At 67.0% G+C, this 15,819-nt stretch carries 11 protein-coding genes and 1 other RNA gene; 7 read left to right on the top strand and 5 right to left on the bottom strand.

The window, feature by feature from the left end:
* Positions 1-140: 140 nt before the first annotated feature.
* The 3 genes from MRY84_RS13210 to trxA form a co-directional block, all read right to left on the bottom strand.
* A complete protein-coding gene (locus MRY84_RS13210) occupies positions 141-395 on the bottom strand; it encodes a type B 50S ribosomal protein L31 (protein ID WP_044396829.1) in 255 nt (84 codons plus the stop codon).
* Between the two features lie 246 nt (positions 396-641).
* Positions 642-1,904, bottom strand: a complete 1,263-nt coding sequence (rho, locus tag MRY84_RS13205) for a transcription termination factor Rho (protein WP_060987513.1) — start codon at positions 1,902-1,904, stop codon at positions 642-644.
* Positions 1,905-2,169: 265 nt separating this feature from the next.
* Positions 2,170-2,502: a thioredoxin TrxA gene (gene trxA, locus MRY84_RS13200; RefSeq protein WP_291506178.1), complete on the bottom strand. Its 333-nt coding sequence runs from the start codon at positions 2,500-2,502 to the stop codon at positions 2,170-2,172.
* Between the two features lie 109 nt (positions 2,503-2,611).
* Between trxA and MRY84_RS13195 the strand changes: the two genes are divergently transcribed.
* The 3 genes from MRY84_RS13195 (at position 2,612) to MRY84_RS13185 (ending at position 10,328) form a co-directional block, all read left to right on the top strand.
* Complete coding sequence (locus MRY84_RS13195; RefSeq protein WP_291506177.1) at positions 2,612-5,155, top strand: PD-(D/E)XK nuclease family protein; 2,544 nt, start codon at positions 2,612-2,614, stop codon at positions 5,153-5,155.
* Positions 5,156-5,324: 169 nt separating this feature from the next.
* Positions 5,325-8,921: a UvrD-helicase domain-containing protein gene (locus MRY84_RS13190; protein ID WP_291506176.1), complete on the top strand. Its 3,597-nt coding sequence runs from the start codon at positions 5,325-5,327 to the stop codon at positions 8,919-8,921.
* 51 nt (positions 8,922-8,972) lie between these two features.
* Positions 8,973-10,328, top strand: a complete 1,356-nt coding sequence (locus MRY84_RS13185) for a TIGR03862 family flavoprotein (protein ID WP_291506175.1) — start codon at positions 8,973-8,975, stop codon at positions 10,326-10,328.
* A gap of 113 nt (positions 10,329-10,441) precedes the next feature.
* On the opposite strand, the gene MRY84_RS13180 is transcribed toward MRY84_RS13185, so the two are convergent.
* Together MRY84_RS13180 and ffs are read right to left on the bottom strand one after the other, a co-directional pair.
* On the bottom strand, positions 10,442-11,146 hold the full coding sequence (locus MRY84_RS13180; protein ID WP_291506174.1) for a hypothetical protein: 705 nt from the start codon (positions 11,144-11,146) through the stop codon (positions 10,442-10,444).
* A 229-nt stretch (positions 11,147-11,375) separates the two neighbouring features.
* Positions 11,376-11,472, bottom strand: an RNA gene (ffs, locus tag MRY84_RS13175) — signal recognition particle sRNA small type.
* A gap of 211 nt (positions 11,473-11,683) precedes the next feature.
* Here ffs and dnaX point away from each other — a divergent pair.
* The 4 genes from dnaX (at position 11,684) to MRY84_RS13155 (ending at position 15,668) form a co-directional block, all read left to right on the top strand.
* On the top strand, positions 11,684-13,660 hold the full coding sequence (dnaX, locus tag MRY84_RS13170) for a DNA polymerase III subunit gamma/tau (protein ID WP_291506173.1): 1,977 nt from the start codon (positions 11,684-11,686) through the stop codon (positions 13,658-13,660).
* A 237-nt stretch (positions 13,661-13,897) separates the two neighbouring features.
* A complete protein-coding gene (locus MRY84_RS13165; protein WP_069105404.1) occupies positions 13,898-14,230 on the top strand; it encodes a YbaB/EbfC family nucleoid-associated protein in 333 nt (110 codons plus the stop codon).
* Positions 14,231-14,537: 307 nt separating this feature from the next.
* Positions 14,538-15,128, top strand: a complete 591-nt coding sequence (gene recR, locus MRY84_RS13160; protein WP_291506172.1) for a recombination mediator RecR — start codon at positions 14,538-14,540, stop codon at positions 15,126-15,128.
* 114 nt (positions 15,129-15,242) lie between these two features.
* Positions 15,243-15,668: an MAPEG family protein gene (locus MRY84_RS13155; protein ID WP_291506171.1), complete on the top strand. Its 426-nt coding sequence runs from the start codon at positions 15,243-15,245 to the stop codon at positions 15,666-15,668.
* The last annotated feature ends 151 nt before the right edge of the window (positions 15,669-15,819 follow it).

Here is a 15,819-nt window from a genome sequence, read left to right as displayed (position 1 = left end):
TTTGGGTGACGATGGCGGGGGTGGGTGCGTTCACGCGGGACGGGAGTTAGTGCGAAGCCACTGAGAATAAAGGCAAAAGCCACGAAAAAAGGCAGCACGGTTGCCCGGGCTGCCTTTGTGGCGGGAGCGCAGAAGTGGAATTACTTGGCTGCGGTCTTGCCGAAACGGTTGCGGAAGCGTTCCACGCGGCCACCCATGTTGTCCACCGACTTTTGCGTGCCAGTGTAGAAGGGGTGCGATTCAGAGGAAGTATCCAGCTTGAACAGCGGATATTCCTTGCCTTCGAAGGTTTCGGTTTCCTTGGTGTTCACGCACGAACGGGTGACGAACTTGAAACCGTTGGACAGGTCCACGAACAGCACTTCGCGGTAGTTGGGGTGAATGCCTTCTTTCATGATCTTCCTTTGAGTCAACTGCGGGAGCCGCACCGGCCAGTCCGATGTACTTTCCGCAAGAAAAAGCCCTCTATTATGGCACAGGGCTCCTATGCATCATTTTCAGCGCCGTTTCGCATCCGGCATGGTGATAAAACCGGCGCGGCACTGATACCAGTGCCACCATGGATCTGGCTCTGACAGTCCACAGGTGGTGACCCCCTCCGGGGAAGGCGCCTATGGCGACTCAGGGGGGCTCAGGGGGGATTACCCACCCCTTCTCATCATGTCGAAGAAGTCCACATTGGTTTTTGTGGCCTTCATGTTCTTGATCATGAGCTCCATGGACTCGATCTCGTCCATGTTGTACATGAACTGGCGCAGGATCCGGGTCTTCTGCAGGATCTCAGGGGCCAGCAGCAGTTCTTCACGGCGCGTGCCGCTCTTGTTGAGTTCGATGGCGGGGAACACGCGCTTTTCGTACAGGCGGCGGTTCAGATGGATTTCGCAGTTGCCCGTGCCTTTGAATTCTTCAAAGATCACTTCGTCCATGCGGCTGCCGGTGTCAACCAGCGCGGTAGCGATGATGGTGAGCGAGCCGCCTTCTTCGACCTTGCGCGCCGCGCCGAAGAAGCGCTTGGGGCGCTGCAGTGCGGCAGCGTCCACGCCGCCCGAGAGCACCTTGCCGCTGGAGGGCACCACGTTGTTGTAGGCCCGGGCCAGGCGGGTGATGGAGTCCAGCAGGATCACCACGTCCTTCTTCAGCTCGACCAGGCGCTTGGCGCGCTCGATCACCATCTCGGCCACGTGCACGTGGCGGGCGGCGGGTTCGTCGAAGGTGGACGCAATGATGTCGCCCTTGACCGTGCGCTGCATTTCGGTCACTTCTTCCGGGCGCTCGTCCACCAGCAGCACCATCAGGTGCACGTCGGGGTTGTTGGCGGTGATGGCGTGGGCGATGTGCTGCATCATCACCGTCTTGCCGCTCTTGGGCGGTGCCACGATCAGCGCGCGCTGGCCTCGGCCGATGGGCGCAATGATGTCGATGATGCGGCCGGTGATGTTCTCGTCGCCCTTGATGTCGCGTTCCAGGCGCATCTGCTCTTTGGGGAACAAGGGCGTCAGGTTTTCGAACATCACCTTGTGCTTGTTCTGCTCGGGCGGTCCGCCATTGACCGAGTCAAGCTTGGTCAGGGCAAAGTAGCGCTCGCCGTCCTTGGGCGTGCGCACTTCGCCTTCGATCATGTCGCCCGTGTGCAGGTTGAAGCGGCGCACCTGGCTGGGGCTGATGTAGATGTCGTCCGTGCTCGCCGTAAAGCTGGTGTCGGGGCTGCGCAGGAAACCGAATCCGTCGGGCAGGATTTCCAGCACGCCGTCTGCAAACACTTGCTCGCCAGCCTTGGCGCGCTTCTTGATGATGGCAAACATCAGCTCCTGCTTGCGCATGCGGCCCGTGTTTTCGATTTCGAGTTCTTCGGCCTGCTTCAGGACTTCAGACACGTGCAGTGCCTTGAGTTCGTTTAAGTGCATGGAGTGACTCCTTGGCGGAGCTGGTAAGAATCTTGGGGGGAGGGGGCTGTACCGGGAGGGCCGCTGTTTGCAGGCCTGGTACGCCGAGGATCCTGGTCCGGCTGCCAATGCATGCAGGCCGGTGATCGGGGCGAATTATGACAGGAAAAAAATCGTGCGATGCTTGCCGCGCGTTCTGGCTGCCCGCCTGTGGCAAAAGGGGTGCTGCCTTGGAAACTGCGCCCCGGCAAGACCGCGAGGTCTGCGGGGCGCAAAGGGCGAGGGATCAGGCCAGTTGCTGATCGATGAAAGCCGTGAGCTGGGCCTTGCTCATGGCGCCCACCTTGGTGGCGGCCAACTGGCCATCCTTGAACAGCATCAGCGTGGGGATGCCGCGAATACCGAACTTGGCCGGGATCTCGCGGTTTTCGTCCACGTTCATTTTGGCGATCGTGAGCTTGCCTTGGTAGGTGCCAGCCACTTCGTCCAGGATGGGGGCGATCATTTTGCAGGGACCGCACCACTCGGCCCAGTAGTCCACCAGCACGGCGGTGCCGGGCTGGAGCACGTCGGCTTCAAAGCTGGCGTCAGAGACATGTTTGATGAGTTCGCTGGCCATGGCGGATTCCTTGATTTTGAGCGGGTTGCGACCGGTGTACGTTTAAAGTCTGGGCATTGTGACAGAAACCAATCCCACGTTCACCGGTGTGGCCGGGCCTTGCGACGCTATGACTGTCATAGCGAAAAGCGATGAATGCGCGGCCTTGTGGCGACGCGTTTTGGCCGAGGTGAGCCTGCACATGCAGCAGTGCGCGGCCCACCCCGCGCGCACGGTGGTGCTCGTTCCCTACGCGCAGCTGATGCCTTGGGCGCAGCGGTACTGGGCGTTGCACCATCCCGACGGCTTTGCGCCCCGGTTCGAGACCACCCGCAACTGGGCCCGGCAGCTGGCCGCGTTCGTGCCGCAGGGCGACGATCTGGCGGGGGATGTGGCGCGCGACACGCTCACCGCCCGTACGCTGCTCGACCGTGCCGGCCTGGGCGCGCAGCGTGAACTGCTGGCGTCGGCGTTGCAGGAGGCTGCGGCCCAGTTGGCGCCGGTCGTTGCCGCGGTGGCTCCCGCGAGTCGGGCGGCCTGGGGAAGTGCCGCTCGCGCGCTGCTGCCCGAAGCGGACAGCATGTCCACCCTCCGCTTCGAAGCCGTGGTGGCACGTGTTGCGCTGGAATGGGTGCTCGCTTCGCGCCACGCCACCGACGTCTTGTTCGAGCCCGGGGTGCATGACGCGGTGGACGCCCTGGTGGTGCTGCAGGGCTTTCAGGAGGAGCCCCTGGCCAATGCGTTGCAAGCCCTATGGGGCGACAAGGCCCGGGCCGTGACGCTTACCGCGTCGGCGGAGGAAACACGCCTTGCAGGCCGTGTTGCGCTGCACCCTTGCAGCGATGCCGAGGATGAAGCCCACCGTGCGGCTGCCTGCGTGCTGGCCCACGTGGCGGCAGGCCGCACGCCCGTGGCGCTTGCGGCCAATGACCGTGCCCTCACGCGGCGTATCGGCGCGCACCTGCTCAGCAGCGGTGTGGCGGTGCGCGATGAAAACGGCTGGACGCTGTCCACCACTCGCGCAGCGGCGCAACTGATGGCCGCCCTGAAGGCCTGCACGTGGGATGCCTCGACCGACGAGGTGCTGGACTGGCTCAAGCATGCGCCTGAGGTACCTGCCGCACAGCTGCGCGCGCTGGAGCGGGCTCTGCGCAAGGGCGCCATGGCTGCCTGGTCCGCTGCTGCAGAGCGCTCGTGGTCCGATCAACCCGCCGTGGCGGAGTGGGTTGCGCAGGTGCAGGCTTGGCGCGAAGCCTTGCGCGCCCCGCGCGCCCTGGTCCAGTGGTTGATTGCCCTGCGCACCCTCCTGGCCGCGAGCGGCCAGTGGCCGGTCCTGGAAGCGGATGCCGCTGGTGCCCGCGTGCTGGCAGCGCTGCGTCTCCAGGCGGGGCAGGAGGCGGAGTTGTCGGATTGGGATGGCGCGGGCCGGCGCATGTCGCTGGCAGAGTTCACCCGCTGGGCCAACGAGGTGCTGGAAGCGGCACGCTACGTGCCGCCCCACGCGGGGGATGCACCGGTCACCGTCCTGCCCATGCCCCAGTTGCTGGCCCGTCCGTTTGCCGCCCTGGTCCTGCCTGGCTGCGACGAAAAGCGCTTGCAGCCTGCACCGGAACCGGTGGGCGAATGGACTTCGGCGCAGCGCCTGGCCTGGGGGCTGCCCACGCGCGAATCCCTGGAAGCGGCCCAGCGTGCCGCCTGGCATCACGCCCTGAAAACGCCGGTGGTGGACGTGCTCTGGCGCACGGGCGATGAGGGCGGGGAGCCCCTACTGGCCAGCGCGCTGGTGCTGGCCCTGCATCTGGACGGCGCAGCCGCCGAGGGTGTTGATGGCCGCACGCAGCGCGGCGTGGCGGCCCATCCCACACAGCGGCCGCTGCCTGACGCACGGTTGCTGCCGGTGGAGCGTCTCTCGTCCACGGCCTATTCCGACCTGCGGCACTGTCCCTACCGGTTCTTTGCGCTGCGCCAGCTGGGCCTGCAAGAGGCGGACGAGCTGGCCGCCGAAGTGGACAAGCGCGATTTCGGCAACTGGCTGCATGCAGTACTGCAGCACTTCCATGAGGCGCTGCTGGCCGACCCGGTGGAGGACGCCGCAGCCCGCGCGGCGCGCATGGACGCCGCCGCCCAGGCCGTCACCCGGCAGCAAGGGCTGGGGGAGGGCGATTTCCTGCCCTTTGCCGCAGGCTGGCCGCAGGTGCGCGATGGTTACTTGCGCTGGCTGGCCCAGCACGAGCAGGCCGGCGGGCACTTTCAGCAGGCCGAAGTGCAGACCCGCCAGCCCCTGGGCACGCTGCAGCTGGTGGGCACCATCGACCGCATCGATTCTGTCTCGACCACGGGCGAGCCCACGCCGCTGGTCATTGACTACAAGACCGAAAACGACGCGGTCACGCGCAAGCGCATTGCAGCAGGTGCCGAAGACACCCAGCTCGCGTTCTACGCGGCCTTGCTGAGCCACGACACGCTGCGTGCCGCCTATGTGAACGTGGGCGAGCGCGGCGAGACGCAGTTGCACGAGCAGGAAGAGGTGGTGCACCTGCGCGACCTGCTCGTGGAGGGCATCCAGCACGATTTCGAACGTATCGCTGCGGGCGACCCCATGGCCGCGCTGGGCGAAGGGGCCGTGTGTGAGTACTGCGCTGCGCGCGGCCTGTGTCGCAAGGATTTCTGGTGACGAGGAAGGGACACCCCCCTGAGCCGCTGCGCGGCTTCACCCCCTCTCTCGGCTGCGCCGGGAGGGGGGACGATGCCAGCGCGGCGGGGCGGCCCTTGCGCGGCATCCCCGGCTGGGTGCGCGCCCGTTTTGAAGACTGTCGGCGAGTGGGAGATCGTGGATTTTGGAAATGACTCAGCAAGCCGCGTATGAACACAACGGCCGCCCCGTCTCGCGCGAGGCGTTCTATGCCATCGCCTGCGACCCCGCGCGCAGCGTGGCCGTGGAGGCCTGCGCCGGTGCGGGCAAGACCTGGATGCTTGTCTCGCGCATGCTGCGGTCACTGCTCGATGGCGCCGCGCCGCACGAGATCTTGGCGATCACCTTTACCAAGAAGGCTGCGGGCGAGATGCGGCAGCGTTTGCAGGAATGGCTGGAGGCCTTCAGCCACAAGCCGCTGGACGAGCTCTCCGCAGAGCTGATTTCAAGGGGAATCAGCCCCCAACGCGCTCTGGATAAGCGCGAAGCGCTACAAAATTTATACCGCCAGATGCTGGCCAGCGGCCGGCCCGTGCAAATCCGCACCTTCCACAGCTGGTTTGCTGCGCTGCTGGGCACGGCGCCGCTGGCGCTGCTGCAGGCGCAGGGGTTGCCCGCCAACTTCGAACTGCTCGAAGACGATGAAGAGGCCGTGCGCGAGGTGTGGCGCCCCTTCCTGCATGCCGTGGCGGCCAGCCCCGAACTGCGGGCCGACTACGAGGCCGTCGTGGCCCGCCACGGCCGTTCGCAAACGCACAAGGCCCTGGCGGCGGCGCTCGCCAAGCGGGTGGAGTTCGACCTGGCTGACGCCGCGGGCGTGGTGGACGCCTCGGTGCCGCCGTTCCAGCAGCATTGCCCGGACCTTGCAGCGTTCAACGAGCCCGCCGAGGCGCTGCAGGGCGATGCCAGCCGCCAGCGCTGGCTGGCCCGCGCGAAGATGCTGGGCGCCGAGGCCAACAAGACGCCGCAGAAGGCGGCCGACGCCATCATCGATGCGCTCGCGTGCCCGGACCTCAACCTGAGGCTGGACGCCTTGCGCAAGGCCCTGTTCGTCGCCAAGGAAGACCGGCTGACCAAGCACCTTGAAAAGTGCGCCGCCGCCCAAGAGGCCGAGCCCGAGCTGCAGCGCCTGCTCATTGCGCGGCGCCAGCATGACGCGTGGCAGCACCAGCAGCGCATGGCCCGCCTGGCGCGCCGGCTGATCGCGGAGTACGCGGCCGTCAAGCACCAGCACGGCTGGGTGGACATGAACGATGTGGAGCGCACGGCGCTGGTCATGCTGGCCGACCCGGTGCTGTCCGGCTGGGTGCAGGAGCGCCTGGACGCCCGCATCCGCCACCTGCTGGTCGACGAATTCCAGGACACGAACCCCTTGCAGTGGCAGGCACTGCATGCGTGGCTCGCTGGCTATGCCGGATCGGGCGGTGGCGCCAGCGGCCAGAAGCCGCCCAGCGTGTTCATCGTGGGCGACCCCAAGCAGAGCATCTACCGCTTCCGTCGCGCCGAGCCGCAGGTGTTCCTTGCAGCGCAGGCCTTTGTGCGCGACGGTCTCGGCGGCGACCTGCTCAGTTGCGATCACACCCGTCGCAACGCCACGGGCGTCATCGCTGCCGTCAACCATGTGATGGGCGCGGCCCAGGCGCAGCACGAGACCAGCGGCTTCCGCGACCACACCACCGAGTCGAAAGACCCCGGCGTGTTGCTGCGGCTGCCCGCCATCCTGCCGCTCGATTCTGGCGGCGGTGGGGGATCGGACCCCTTCGCCTGGCGGGACAGCCTGACCGAGCCGCGCCACGAGGCCGAGGAAACCCAGCGCATGCGCGAATGCGCGCAGGCGGCCACCTGGGTGGCGCAGCAGATTGCGGCCGGCACGCCGCCCAATGAAGTACTGGTGCTGGCCCGCAAGCGTGACCGGCTTGCCAGCATGCAAGACGCCTTGCGCGCGTTGCACCTGCCGTGCGTGCAGCCCGAAAAGGCCGACCTGTTCGACGCGCCCGAGGTGCAGGACGTGGTGGCGCTGCTGGATGCGCTGGTGTCCACCGGGCACGACCTGTCGCTGGCGCGCGCGCTCAGGTCGCCGCTGTTCGGCCTGGGCGACGAGGCGCTGGTCTCGCTGGCCGTGCTGCGCCGACAGCCAGCGCATGCGGGCACGAGCTGGTTTGATTTGCTACAAAAAACGGAGCTTCTTCCGCCGAGTATGCAAGCGCTGGTGGCCAATTTGGCTCAATACAAAGCATGGGTGGATGCGTGGCCCCCGCACGACGCACTGCATGCCATCTACCAGCATGCCGATGTGCTGGCCCGCTTTGCGGCGGCCGCGCCCGCCGCGCAGCGCGCAACGGTGCTGGCCAACCTGCGCGCGCTGCTGTCGGCCGCGCTGCAGCACGATGGCGGTCGCTACCTCACGCCCTACGCGTTCGTGCGCGCCATGAAGAAAGGTGGCGTGCGCGCACCGGGCCGCGCCGATGCCCAGGCTGTGCGCCTGCTCACCGTGCACGGCGCCAAGGGGCTGGAGGCGCGCTGCGTGCTGCTGCTGGATACCGACACCCGCCCGCAAAAGGCCGAGACCATGGGCGTGCTGGTGGACTGGCCCGGCGAGAAGGCCGAGCCCGCGGGCTTTGTCTTCCTGGCCAGCGAATCGAGCCCGCCTCCCAGCGCCGAAGCTGCGTTGGCCGTCGAGCAGCAAGCCCGCCAGCGCGAAGAGCTCAACATGCTTTATGTGGCGATGACGCGCGCCAAGCACTGCCTGGCGCTGTCGTCCGTGCAACCCAGCGTATCGGCACCGGGCAGCTGGTGGAACCGGCTGGCGCCCTTGCTGGCGGATGTGGATGCGGCGGGTGCGCCGGATGGGGCGGATGCATCCGATGCATCGGTTGAACTTGCTGGACTGGGCGGGACGGGCACGGCCGAGGGCGTCCCCGACCTTGTCACGCTGGCCGAGTTGCCTGTGCTCCCTGTTTCTTTGCGCGCCGCGCCGTCCGTGCGGGCCGATGGCGGCCAAGGGGAGGCGGTAGACGAGCAAGAAGCCCCGGACCCCGCGGCAGCATTGCTTTTTTCCACCCCAGCCTCGCGCCTGGGCGAAGCCATGCACCAGTTGCTGGAACAGGCCGGGGTGGCGGGGGCGCCGCTGGCCGACCTGCGCGCCCACGGCTGGCCGGCGGCCCGCGTGGCCCATCTCGCGCGGGACTTCGACATCACCCCGGCGGCGGCCCGCGTGGCGGCGCAGACCGCGCAGCGCATCCTGACCGGCGAAGGCGCGTGGGCCTGGGACCGCAGCGTCGTGGACCTTGCGATCAACGAAGCCCCGCTGTACTTCCAGGGGCAAAGCCTGCGTATCGACCGGCTGGTGCACTGCCAGCAGCCGCCTGAACGCGCCGGTTGGTGGGTGCTGGACTACAAGAGCGCCGCCGAGCCCGAGCGCCAGCCCGCGTTGCAGGCCCAGCTGCAGCGTTACCGCAGCGCCGTGCGGGGCCAGACGCCGGGCGAGCGCGTGCACGCAGCTTTTCTGACAGGTGACGGGCGCCTCGTCCCCGTGCCGGACGCCGCGCCACAGGGCCCCGGCGCACCGCAGCGCGCAGAGGGCGTGCTGAGGCATACTCTCGCCCCCGCAGCACAAGGGCCAGGACGGGCGCAGCCCGCCTCTGTTCACCCGGCGCAAGCCGCCCCAACGCTGCCGCCACCGCCATTGCCTCCAGCACAACCCTTGGGCCCGCCGGAGTCCGATTCGCCTCAACGCTCCCTGTTCTGATCCGGCCGGTGGGCCGGCCGCCTCGCTTCAAAGGTTCAAAAGGTCTTGCTCATGAATGCTCCCGTACCCTCGGCTCCCGATACCGGGACCTCTTCGCACTGCGACGTTGCCATCGTCGGCGCAGGCCCCGCCGGGCTCATGGCTGCCGAGGTGCTCGCGCAGGCTGGGGTGGCGGTGCACCTGTTCGACGCCATGCCTTCGGTGGGGCGCAAGTTTCTGCTGGCGGGCAAAGGGGGGTTGAACCTCACGCATTCCGAACCGCACGCGGTGTTTGCAACGCGGTTCGCTGAGCGCCAGGCCCAAGTTGAGCCATGGCTTGCCGCGTTTGGCGGGCCGGAAATTCGCGCCTGGGCCCAAGGCCTGGGCGTCGAAACGTTTGTGGGCACATCGGGCCGGGTTTTTCCGGCGGACATGAAGGCCGCTCCGCTGCTGCGCGCGTGGCTGCAGCGCCTGCGCAGCCAGGGTGTGGTCTTTCACATGCGGCACCGGTGGCTGGGCTGGGCGGGCGATGGCGCACTGCGCTTTGTCTCACCCGGGGGCGAGGTGCGGGTGCCCGCACGCGCCACGGTCCTGGCGCTCGGCGGCGCCAGCTGGGCGCGGCTGGGCTCGGACGGGGCCTGGGTGCCACTGCTGGCTGAGCGCGGCATCGCCGTCGCGCCGCTGCGCCCCGCCAACTGCGGTTTCGACGTGCTGCGCGTGGACATGCCGGCGGGCGAGACGCGCCGCGCTTTCCTGCAGGAACTCCTGGGGCAATCCCCGGCACCTGCCGTCGGCTGGACGCCGCACTTCACCGATCGGTTTGCCGGCCAGCCGTTCAAGACGGTGGCTCTCTCGTTCACCGACAGCCAGGGCCGCACCTTCAGCCGCCGGGGCGAATTCGTGGCTACCGCCACGGGCGTGGAAGGCAGCCTGGTTTACGCGGCGTCGCACCTGCTGCGCGACGAGATCGAGGCGCATGGCCACGCCACGTTCCACTTGGACCTGCTGCCCGACCACACGCCCGAACACGTGCTGGTGGAAGTGCGCCACCCGCGCGGTTCCCGCTCGCTGTCCAGCCATCTCAAGAGCCGCCTCGGACTGGATGGCATCAAGGCCGGCATTCTGTACGAGCACCTGGGCAAGGAGCGTGTGAATGACCCGGCCGCGCTGGCCCAGGCCATCAAGGCCCTGCCCATCACCGTGGTGTCCTCCCGGCCGCTGGACGAAGCCATCAGCACGGCGGGCGGCGTGGCCCTGGAGGCGCTTGATGCGCACCTCATGGCGACCGCCGCGCCAGGCGTGTTCTGCGCGGGCGAAATGCTGGATTGGGAGGCTCCCACCGGTGGCTACTTGCTCACGGCGAGCATGGCCAGCGGGCGTGTGGCGGGCCAGGGCGCGCTTCACTGGCTGAAGGGGCACCCGCAGTAGCAGGGGGCAAGCAGCCCACTGCGTCTCAAAACTGTCGCACCCCAAGACAGCGGACGACCAGCAAGCGCCGCCCCGGTCCCCTTAAGGGGAAGCCGCGCAGCGGCTCAGGGGCTTCAAAACCTCGCTCGGTAGTACAGCATCGGGCCCCCTTTGCGGGCGCGCAGCACCAGGCGTGATCCGCCCTGCAACTGCACGCCGATGGCGCCAAATTCGGGCACCAGGCCCCGCGTGCGGGAGGATGCCCATTGCACCTCCACCCGCGTGCCGTACACCGGCTGCTGCGACTGCCAGATCAGGCCCATCGCATCCTGTGGCTGGCTCCATTGCGGCGCGCGTGCCCAGGCGGCGATGTCCAGATGGCGCCCACCGTCCAGGCGGGATCGCCAGCGCATTCCCCAATCCAGGCTGGCGGGCGGCATGCTGCCGTTGGCCAGCGGGGTTGCCCCGGCCCCGGGGCCGGGGGCGCTCAACCCCAGGGACAGTCCGAGTTGCCCCCAGGCACCCGACGTTGCTGGCGTCAGCCATTGCGTGATGTCGATGTGCTGGGTTTGATTGAAGCTGATGCCGGCCTGGCCTGGCGGCACGCCCTGGGCGGCTGCTGCGCCCGCTGCCACGTTTGGCAGGATCGTGCCCTGAATTTCAAGCGGGGCACTCAGCGCGGCGGTTTCCTCTTGCCAAGCGCCGCGAGCGTCGTCGCCAAACGATGGCAACTCCACTCCCCAGGCTGCGCTCCCGGCCGTTGCGCACAACCCCGTGCCGAAAGTCACCGCCACATTGCGGAGAAAGCAAATCAGTCGTGCGGGCAGGGGCTTGGGCATGACGGCACCGGCAACCAAGGTGGTGAAGGATGCAACAAACTGTGCATCCGGCCTGCCCTGCGCGGTGGCGCCCAACGACGCAAAACGGCGTCGGAAAGCACTGACACCGGCGGCCTATCGGCGCTGTTGCCGATGTGTAAAGAGGAAGAGGAGGGCTTGGGCTGTAGCGGCGCGTTGAAGGTTTGGCACCTTGTAGTGCGCAGAACGCGCGCCCGAAACGAAAAGAGAAGTTGACGAGCCTTACCCCCGGCACTGGCTCCACAGTTAGGGCTGCTTGGTTCCCCACCTGACCCGGTTGGCTGCTTCACCATGCGGGGAGGCCCGTCAAGGCAAGATTCTACCCCCTGAACGGCTGCGCCGTTTCCCCCTTCTCTCGAATTGCTGCGCAATTCGGGAAGGGGGACGCCGCCAGCGCGGCGGGGCGGCCCTTGCGCGGCGTCTGCTGATTTGGGGCGTGCCAGTATCGAACGGCAGCCGGTTGCGTTGTGATGGAGGGCGGGGGGCGCTCAGCGGTTGCCGGGCACTAGAATCAACCGAATGTCCTACCTCGTGCTCGCCCGCAAGTACCGCCCCCGCAACTTCACCGAAATGGTGGGGCAGGAACATGTGGTGCAGGCCTTGACCAATGCGCTCACGCAGCAGCGCCTGCACCATGCCTACCTCTTCACCGGCACGCGCGGCGTGGGCAAGACCACGGTGTCGCGCATCCTGGCCAAGTCGCTCAACTGCCAGGGGCCAGACGGGCAAGGGGGCATCACCGCCACGCCTTGTGGCGTGTGTTCCGCATGCACGGACATCGACAGCGGCCGGTTCCCGGACTACACCGAGCTGGACGCGGCCTCCAACCGTGGCGTGGACGAAGTGCAAAGCCTGCTGGAGCAGGCCGTGTACAAGCCGGTGCAGGGCCGCTTCAAGGTCTTCATGATCGACGAAGTGCACATGCTTACGAACACGGCGTTCAATGCCATGCTCAAGACGCTGGAAGAACCGCCCGAATACCTCAAGTTCGTGCTCGCCACGACCGATCCGCAGAAGGTGCCGGTCACCGTGCTGAGCCGTTGCCTGCAGTTCAATCTGCGGCCGATGGCGCCGGAAACGGTGCTGTCGCACCTCACGCAGGTGCTTTCGACGGAAAACGTTCCGGCGGAGCCCTCGGCATTGCGGTTGCTCGCGCGCGCTGCGCGTGGTTCCATGCGCGACGCGCTCTCCCTCACCGACCAGGCCATTGCGTTTGGCAGCGGCCAGCTGCAGGAGGCAGGCGTGCGCCAGATGCTGGGCGCGGTCGATCGCTCCTACGTGTTCCGCCTCATCGAGGCATTGGCGCTGGGTGACGGCAAGACCGTGGTCGAAACGGCCGAGGCCCTGCGCCTCAATGGTCTTTCCGCCGCATCCACGCTGGAAGAAATGAGCGCCGTGCTCCAGCGCATGGCCGTGTTCCAGGCCGTGCCGCAGATGGCAGATGCCGTGGACGCTGACGATCCCGAGGCCTCGGAAACCGCGCGCTTGGCGGCCACCATGCCGGCGGATGAAACGCAGCTGCTCTACAGCCTGTGCCTGCATGGGCGGGGTGAACTGGGCCTGGCACCGGATGAATACGCGGCGCTGACCATGGTGCTGCTGCGATTGCTGGCCTTCAAGCCCCAGGGCGAACCGGCTGAAAAAAAAACTCTGACGCGCGCTGAAAACGGGTCTGTGGCGCCCGCTGCAGCGCCGGGCGTGGGCGTGCGGCCCGCTGTGGCAGCAGTTGCTCCAGCCGCCGTTGTGGCCGCGCCTCCTGTGGTATCGGCGCCTGCCGCTCGGGAGGCGGACGCGCCCGGTTCGTCCGGTGCGCCAGTTGAAAGCCATTTGTCCGCGGGGTCGGCCGACGAGAATGAACCGCCACCCTGGCCGGGGTCTGAATCGGACGAGACGTCCGCCGCAGCGCCCGCACCGCGTGTGCCCGGGGTCACTACCCTACCGGTGCGTACCGCCGAGCGATTGGAAGAAAATCATCAGGAAGCGCCCGCAGGTCCAGCGCGAAGCGCTCCTGAATTTGTAGCAATCCCGGTGCGCGAGGCACCCGAGCCAGGTGCCCGGCTGCAACCCATGCCTTTGTCTGCGCCTGTCCCGGTCGCCGCGCGCTACACGCCCACCGAGGAAGGCGATGTCTGGCATGCCACGGTGCAGCAGCTGGTGGCGGCCGAGGCCATTACCGCCCTGGTGCGCGAGCTGGCACTGCAGTCGCAACTGGTGGCCCGCGATGGCGGCCATTGGCTGTTGCGGGTGGAGCGCGAGTCGCTGAACCAGCCCACGGCACGCGAGCGCCTGCGGGCCGCGCTGGACGCCGCGGGCCATGCGAGCCAGATCAGCGTGGAGGTGGGTGTGGTCATCGACAGCCCTGCGCGTCGCAATGCGGCGGCCGCTGCAGAGCGCCAGCGCCGCGCCGAAGAGATCGTCCAGAACGACCCGTACGTGCAATCGCTGATGCGCGACTATGGCGCGAGAATCGTGCCTGGCAGCATCAAGCCGGGATGAAGCTCCCCTTGAGTCGCCTGCGGCGCCTTCCCCTCTCTCTCACCGCGGGAGGGGATGCAGCCGGGAGCGTGGCGCAGCCAGATCCGGAGAGGCGAGTGCACTGGGCTTGTGGCGTGCCAGCTTGGGCCCGTGCTGGCGTTGCGCACAATAGCGTGATGTGAAGGTGCAAACCGGGATACCAGAATACGAATTCAATCCCTTGTGGGAACCGATCAACTCGAAAGCAAAGGAAACACCATGTTCAACAAAGGACAACTCGCCGGCCTCATGAAGCAAGCCCAGGCGATGCAGGACAACCTCAAGAAGGCACAGGACGAACTGGCCTTCATCGAAGTAGAGGGCGAGTCGGGCGCCGGTCTCGTGAAGGTGCTGATGACCTGCAAGCACGACGTCAAGCGCGTGACCATTGACCCCAGCCTGCTGGCAGACGACAAGGACATGCTGGAAGACCTCGTGGCTGCCGCGTTCAACGCGGCGGTGCGCAAGGCCGAAGAGACTTCGGCGGAGAAGATGGGCAAGCTGACGGCAGGGATGCCAGGCCTCCCCGGCGGCATGAAATTCCCTTTCTGAGGGTTGGCTACTGCGCGCCAGCCATGCGTCGTTGGGCGGTGCTCGCAATCCTCACGTACTTCAAGTACCTTCCGGTTGCTGCGCTCCGTCCGCCTGGCGTGGCAGGCGCTCGCTATGCCCTGGAGGGTGAGGTGTGAAGGCCGGAAGGGAAGAGGTTGGATGGCGGATTTCTGATCTCTCTCCAGCCCCCTCGGGCTGAGCTTGTCGAAGCCAGAGCCACCCCTCAACTGTCCGGGCTGAGCTTAGCGAAGCTTCGTGCCGCACCTCCCCGCATCCCTGTCCCACGCCCCCTGATTGCCACGCATCCATGCCCGCCACCAACTCCCTTGACGTTCTGATCCAGGCGCTGCGCCGTTTGCCGGGGGTGGGTGTGAAGTCTGCGCAGCGCATGGCTTTTCATCTGCTGCAGCACGACCGCGAAGGGGCGCTGGCCCTGTCCCGGGCGCTGGGCGAGGCGGTGGGTTCGGTGCATCACTGCGCGCGCTGCCACACCTTCACCGAGGCGGAGGTGTGCAGCACCTGCCTGGACCCATCGCGCGACGCGTCGCGGCTGTGTGTGGTGGAGACCCCTGCGGACCAGGCTGCGCTGGAGCGCACCGGGGCTTTCAAGGGGTTGTATTTCGTGCTGATGGGGCGCCTGAGCCCGCTCGATGGCGTCGGCCCGAAGGATATCGGGCTGAAAAAGCTCATGGAGCGCGCCACCGATGGCGAGGTGCAGGAAGTCATTCTGGCGACCAATTTCAACGCGGAAGGCGAGGCCACCGCGCATGTGATCAGCGAGGCGCTGAAAAGCCGCGGCGTGCACGTCACGCGGCTGGCGCGGGGCGTGCCGGTGGGCAGCGAGCTCGAATACGTCGACCTCGGAACGATTGCCCACGCGCTGGTGGACCGCCGCTGACGTGCGTGCACGTGGCAACCGTCTGGCGGCGGTCGGAATCGCACTAGAATACTCACAATTTAATAGCTGCCAGCGCTTGCGTATCAAGCGCTAGGGCCAAAAAAAGGCTGAAAAATGAACACCACTTTGCACGTAACACGGTTCACGGTGGCCTACTGGTGCGTGCTGATTGCGGCGTTGTTGCCCATCGCCTGTGCCTGGTTGGCCAAGAGCGGGCGCTTGGGCAAGCCGCGCCGCGAAGGTGGGTACGACAACCAGAATCCCCGCGCGTGGATGGCGCGGCAGACTGACTGGCGGGCCCGCGCCAATGCGGCACAAGCCAACAGCTTCGAAGCGCTGCCGTTCTTCATCGGGGCCGTCATCATTGCGCACCTGCTTGGAGCGGGGCAAACGGCGCTGGACATGCTGGCACTGCTGTACATCATGCTGCGCGTCTTCTACATCATGATGTACGTGTCTGACATGCCCACGGCGCGCAGCGCGGTGTGGGCCGGTGCCTTTTTGGTCAACATCGCCATTTTGTTCGTGGGCTATCGCTGATATGCGGCCCGCTCGCCGGCGGTGCGCCCCGCTGGCGGTATCCGGCTGGGCAAGGCCCTTGCACCTGAATCTGCCTCTGGTACGTAGAAACCCCCTGGGATTCGCCCTGATGCGGATCTGCCTGCCCTGGGGCACGATTGTTGCAATGCAG

This window comes from Acidovorax sp., assembly GCF_022763525.1.
In the GTDB taxonomy this organism is placed as follows: Bacteria; Pseudomonadota; Gammaproteobacteria; order Burkholderiales; family Burkholderiaceae_C; genus Acidovorax.
The sequence above is the reverse complement of the archived record's forward strand: the minus strand, read 5'-3'. Positions and strand labels throughout refer to the sequence as shown.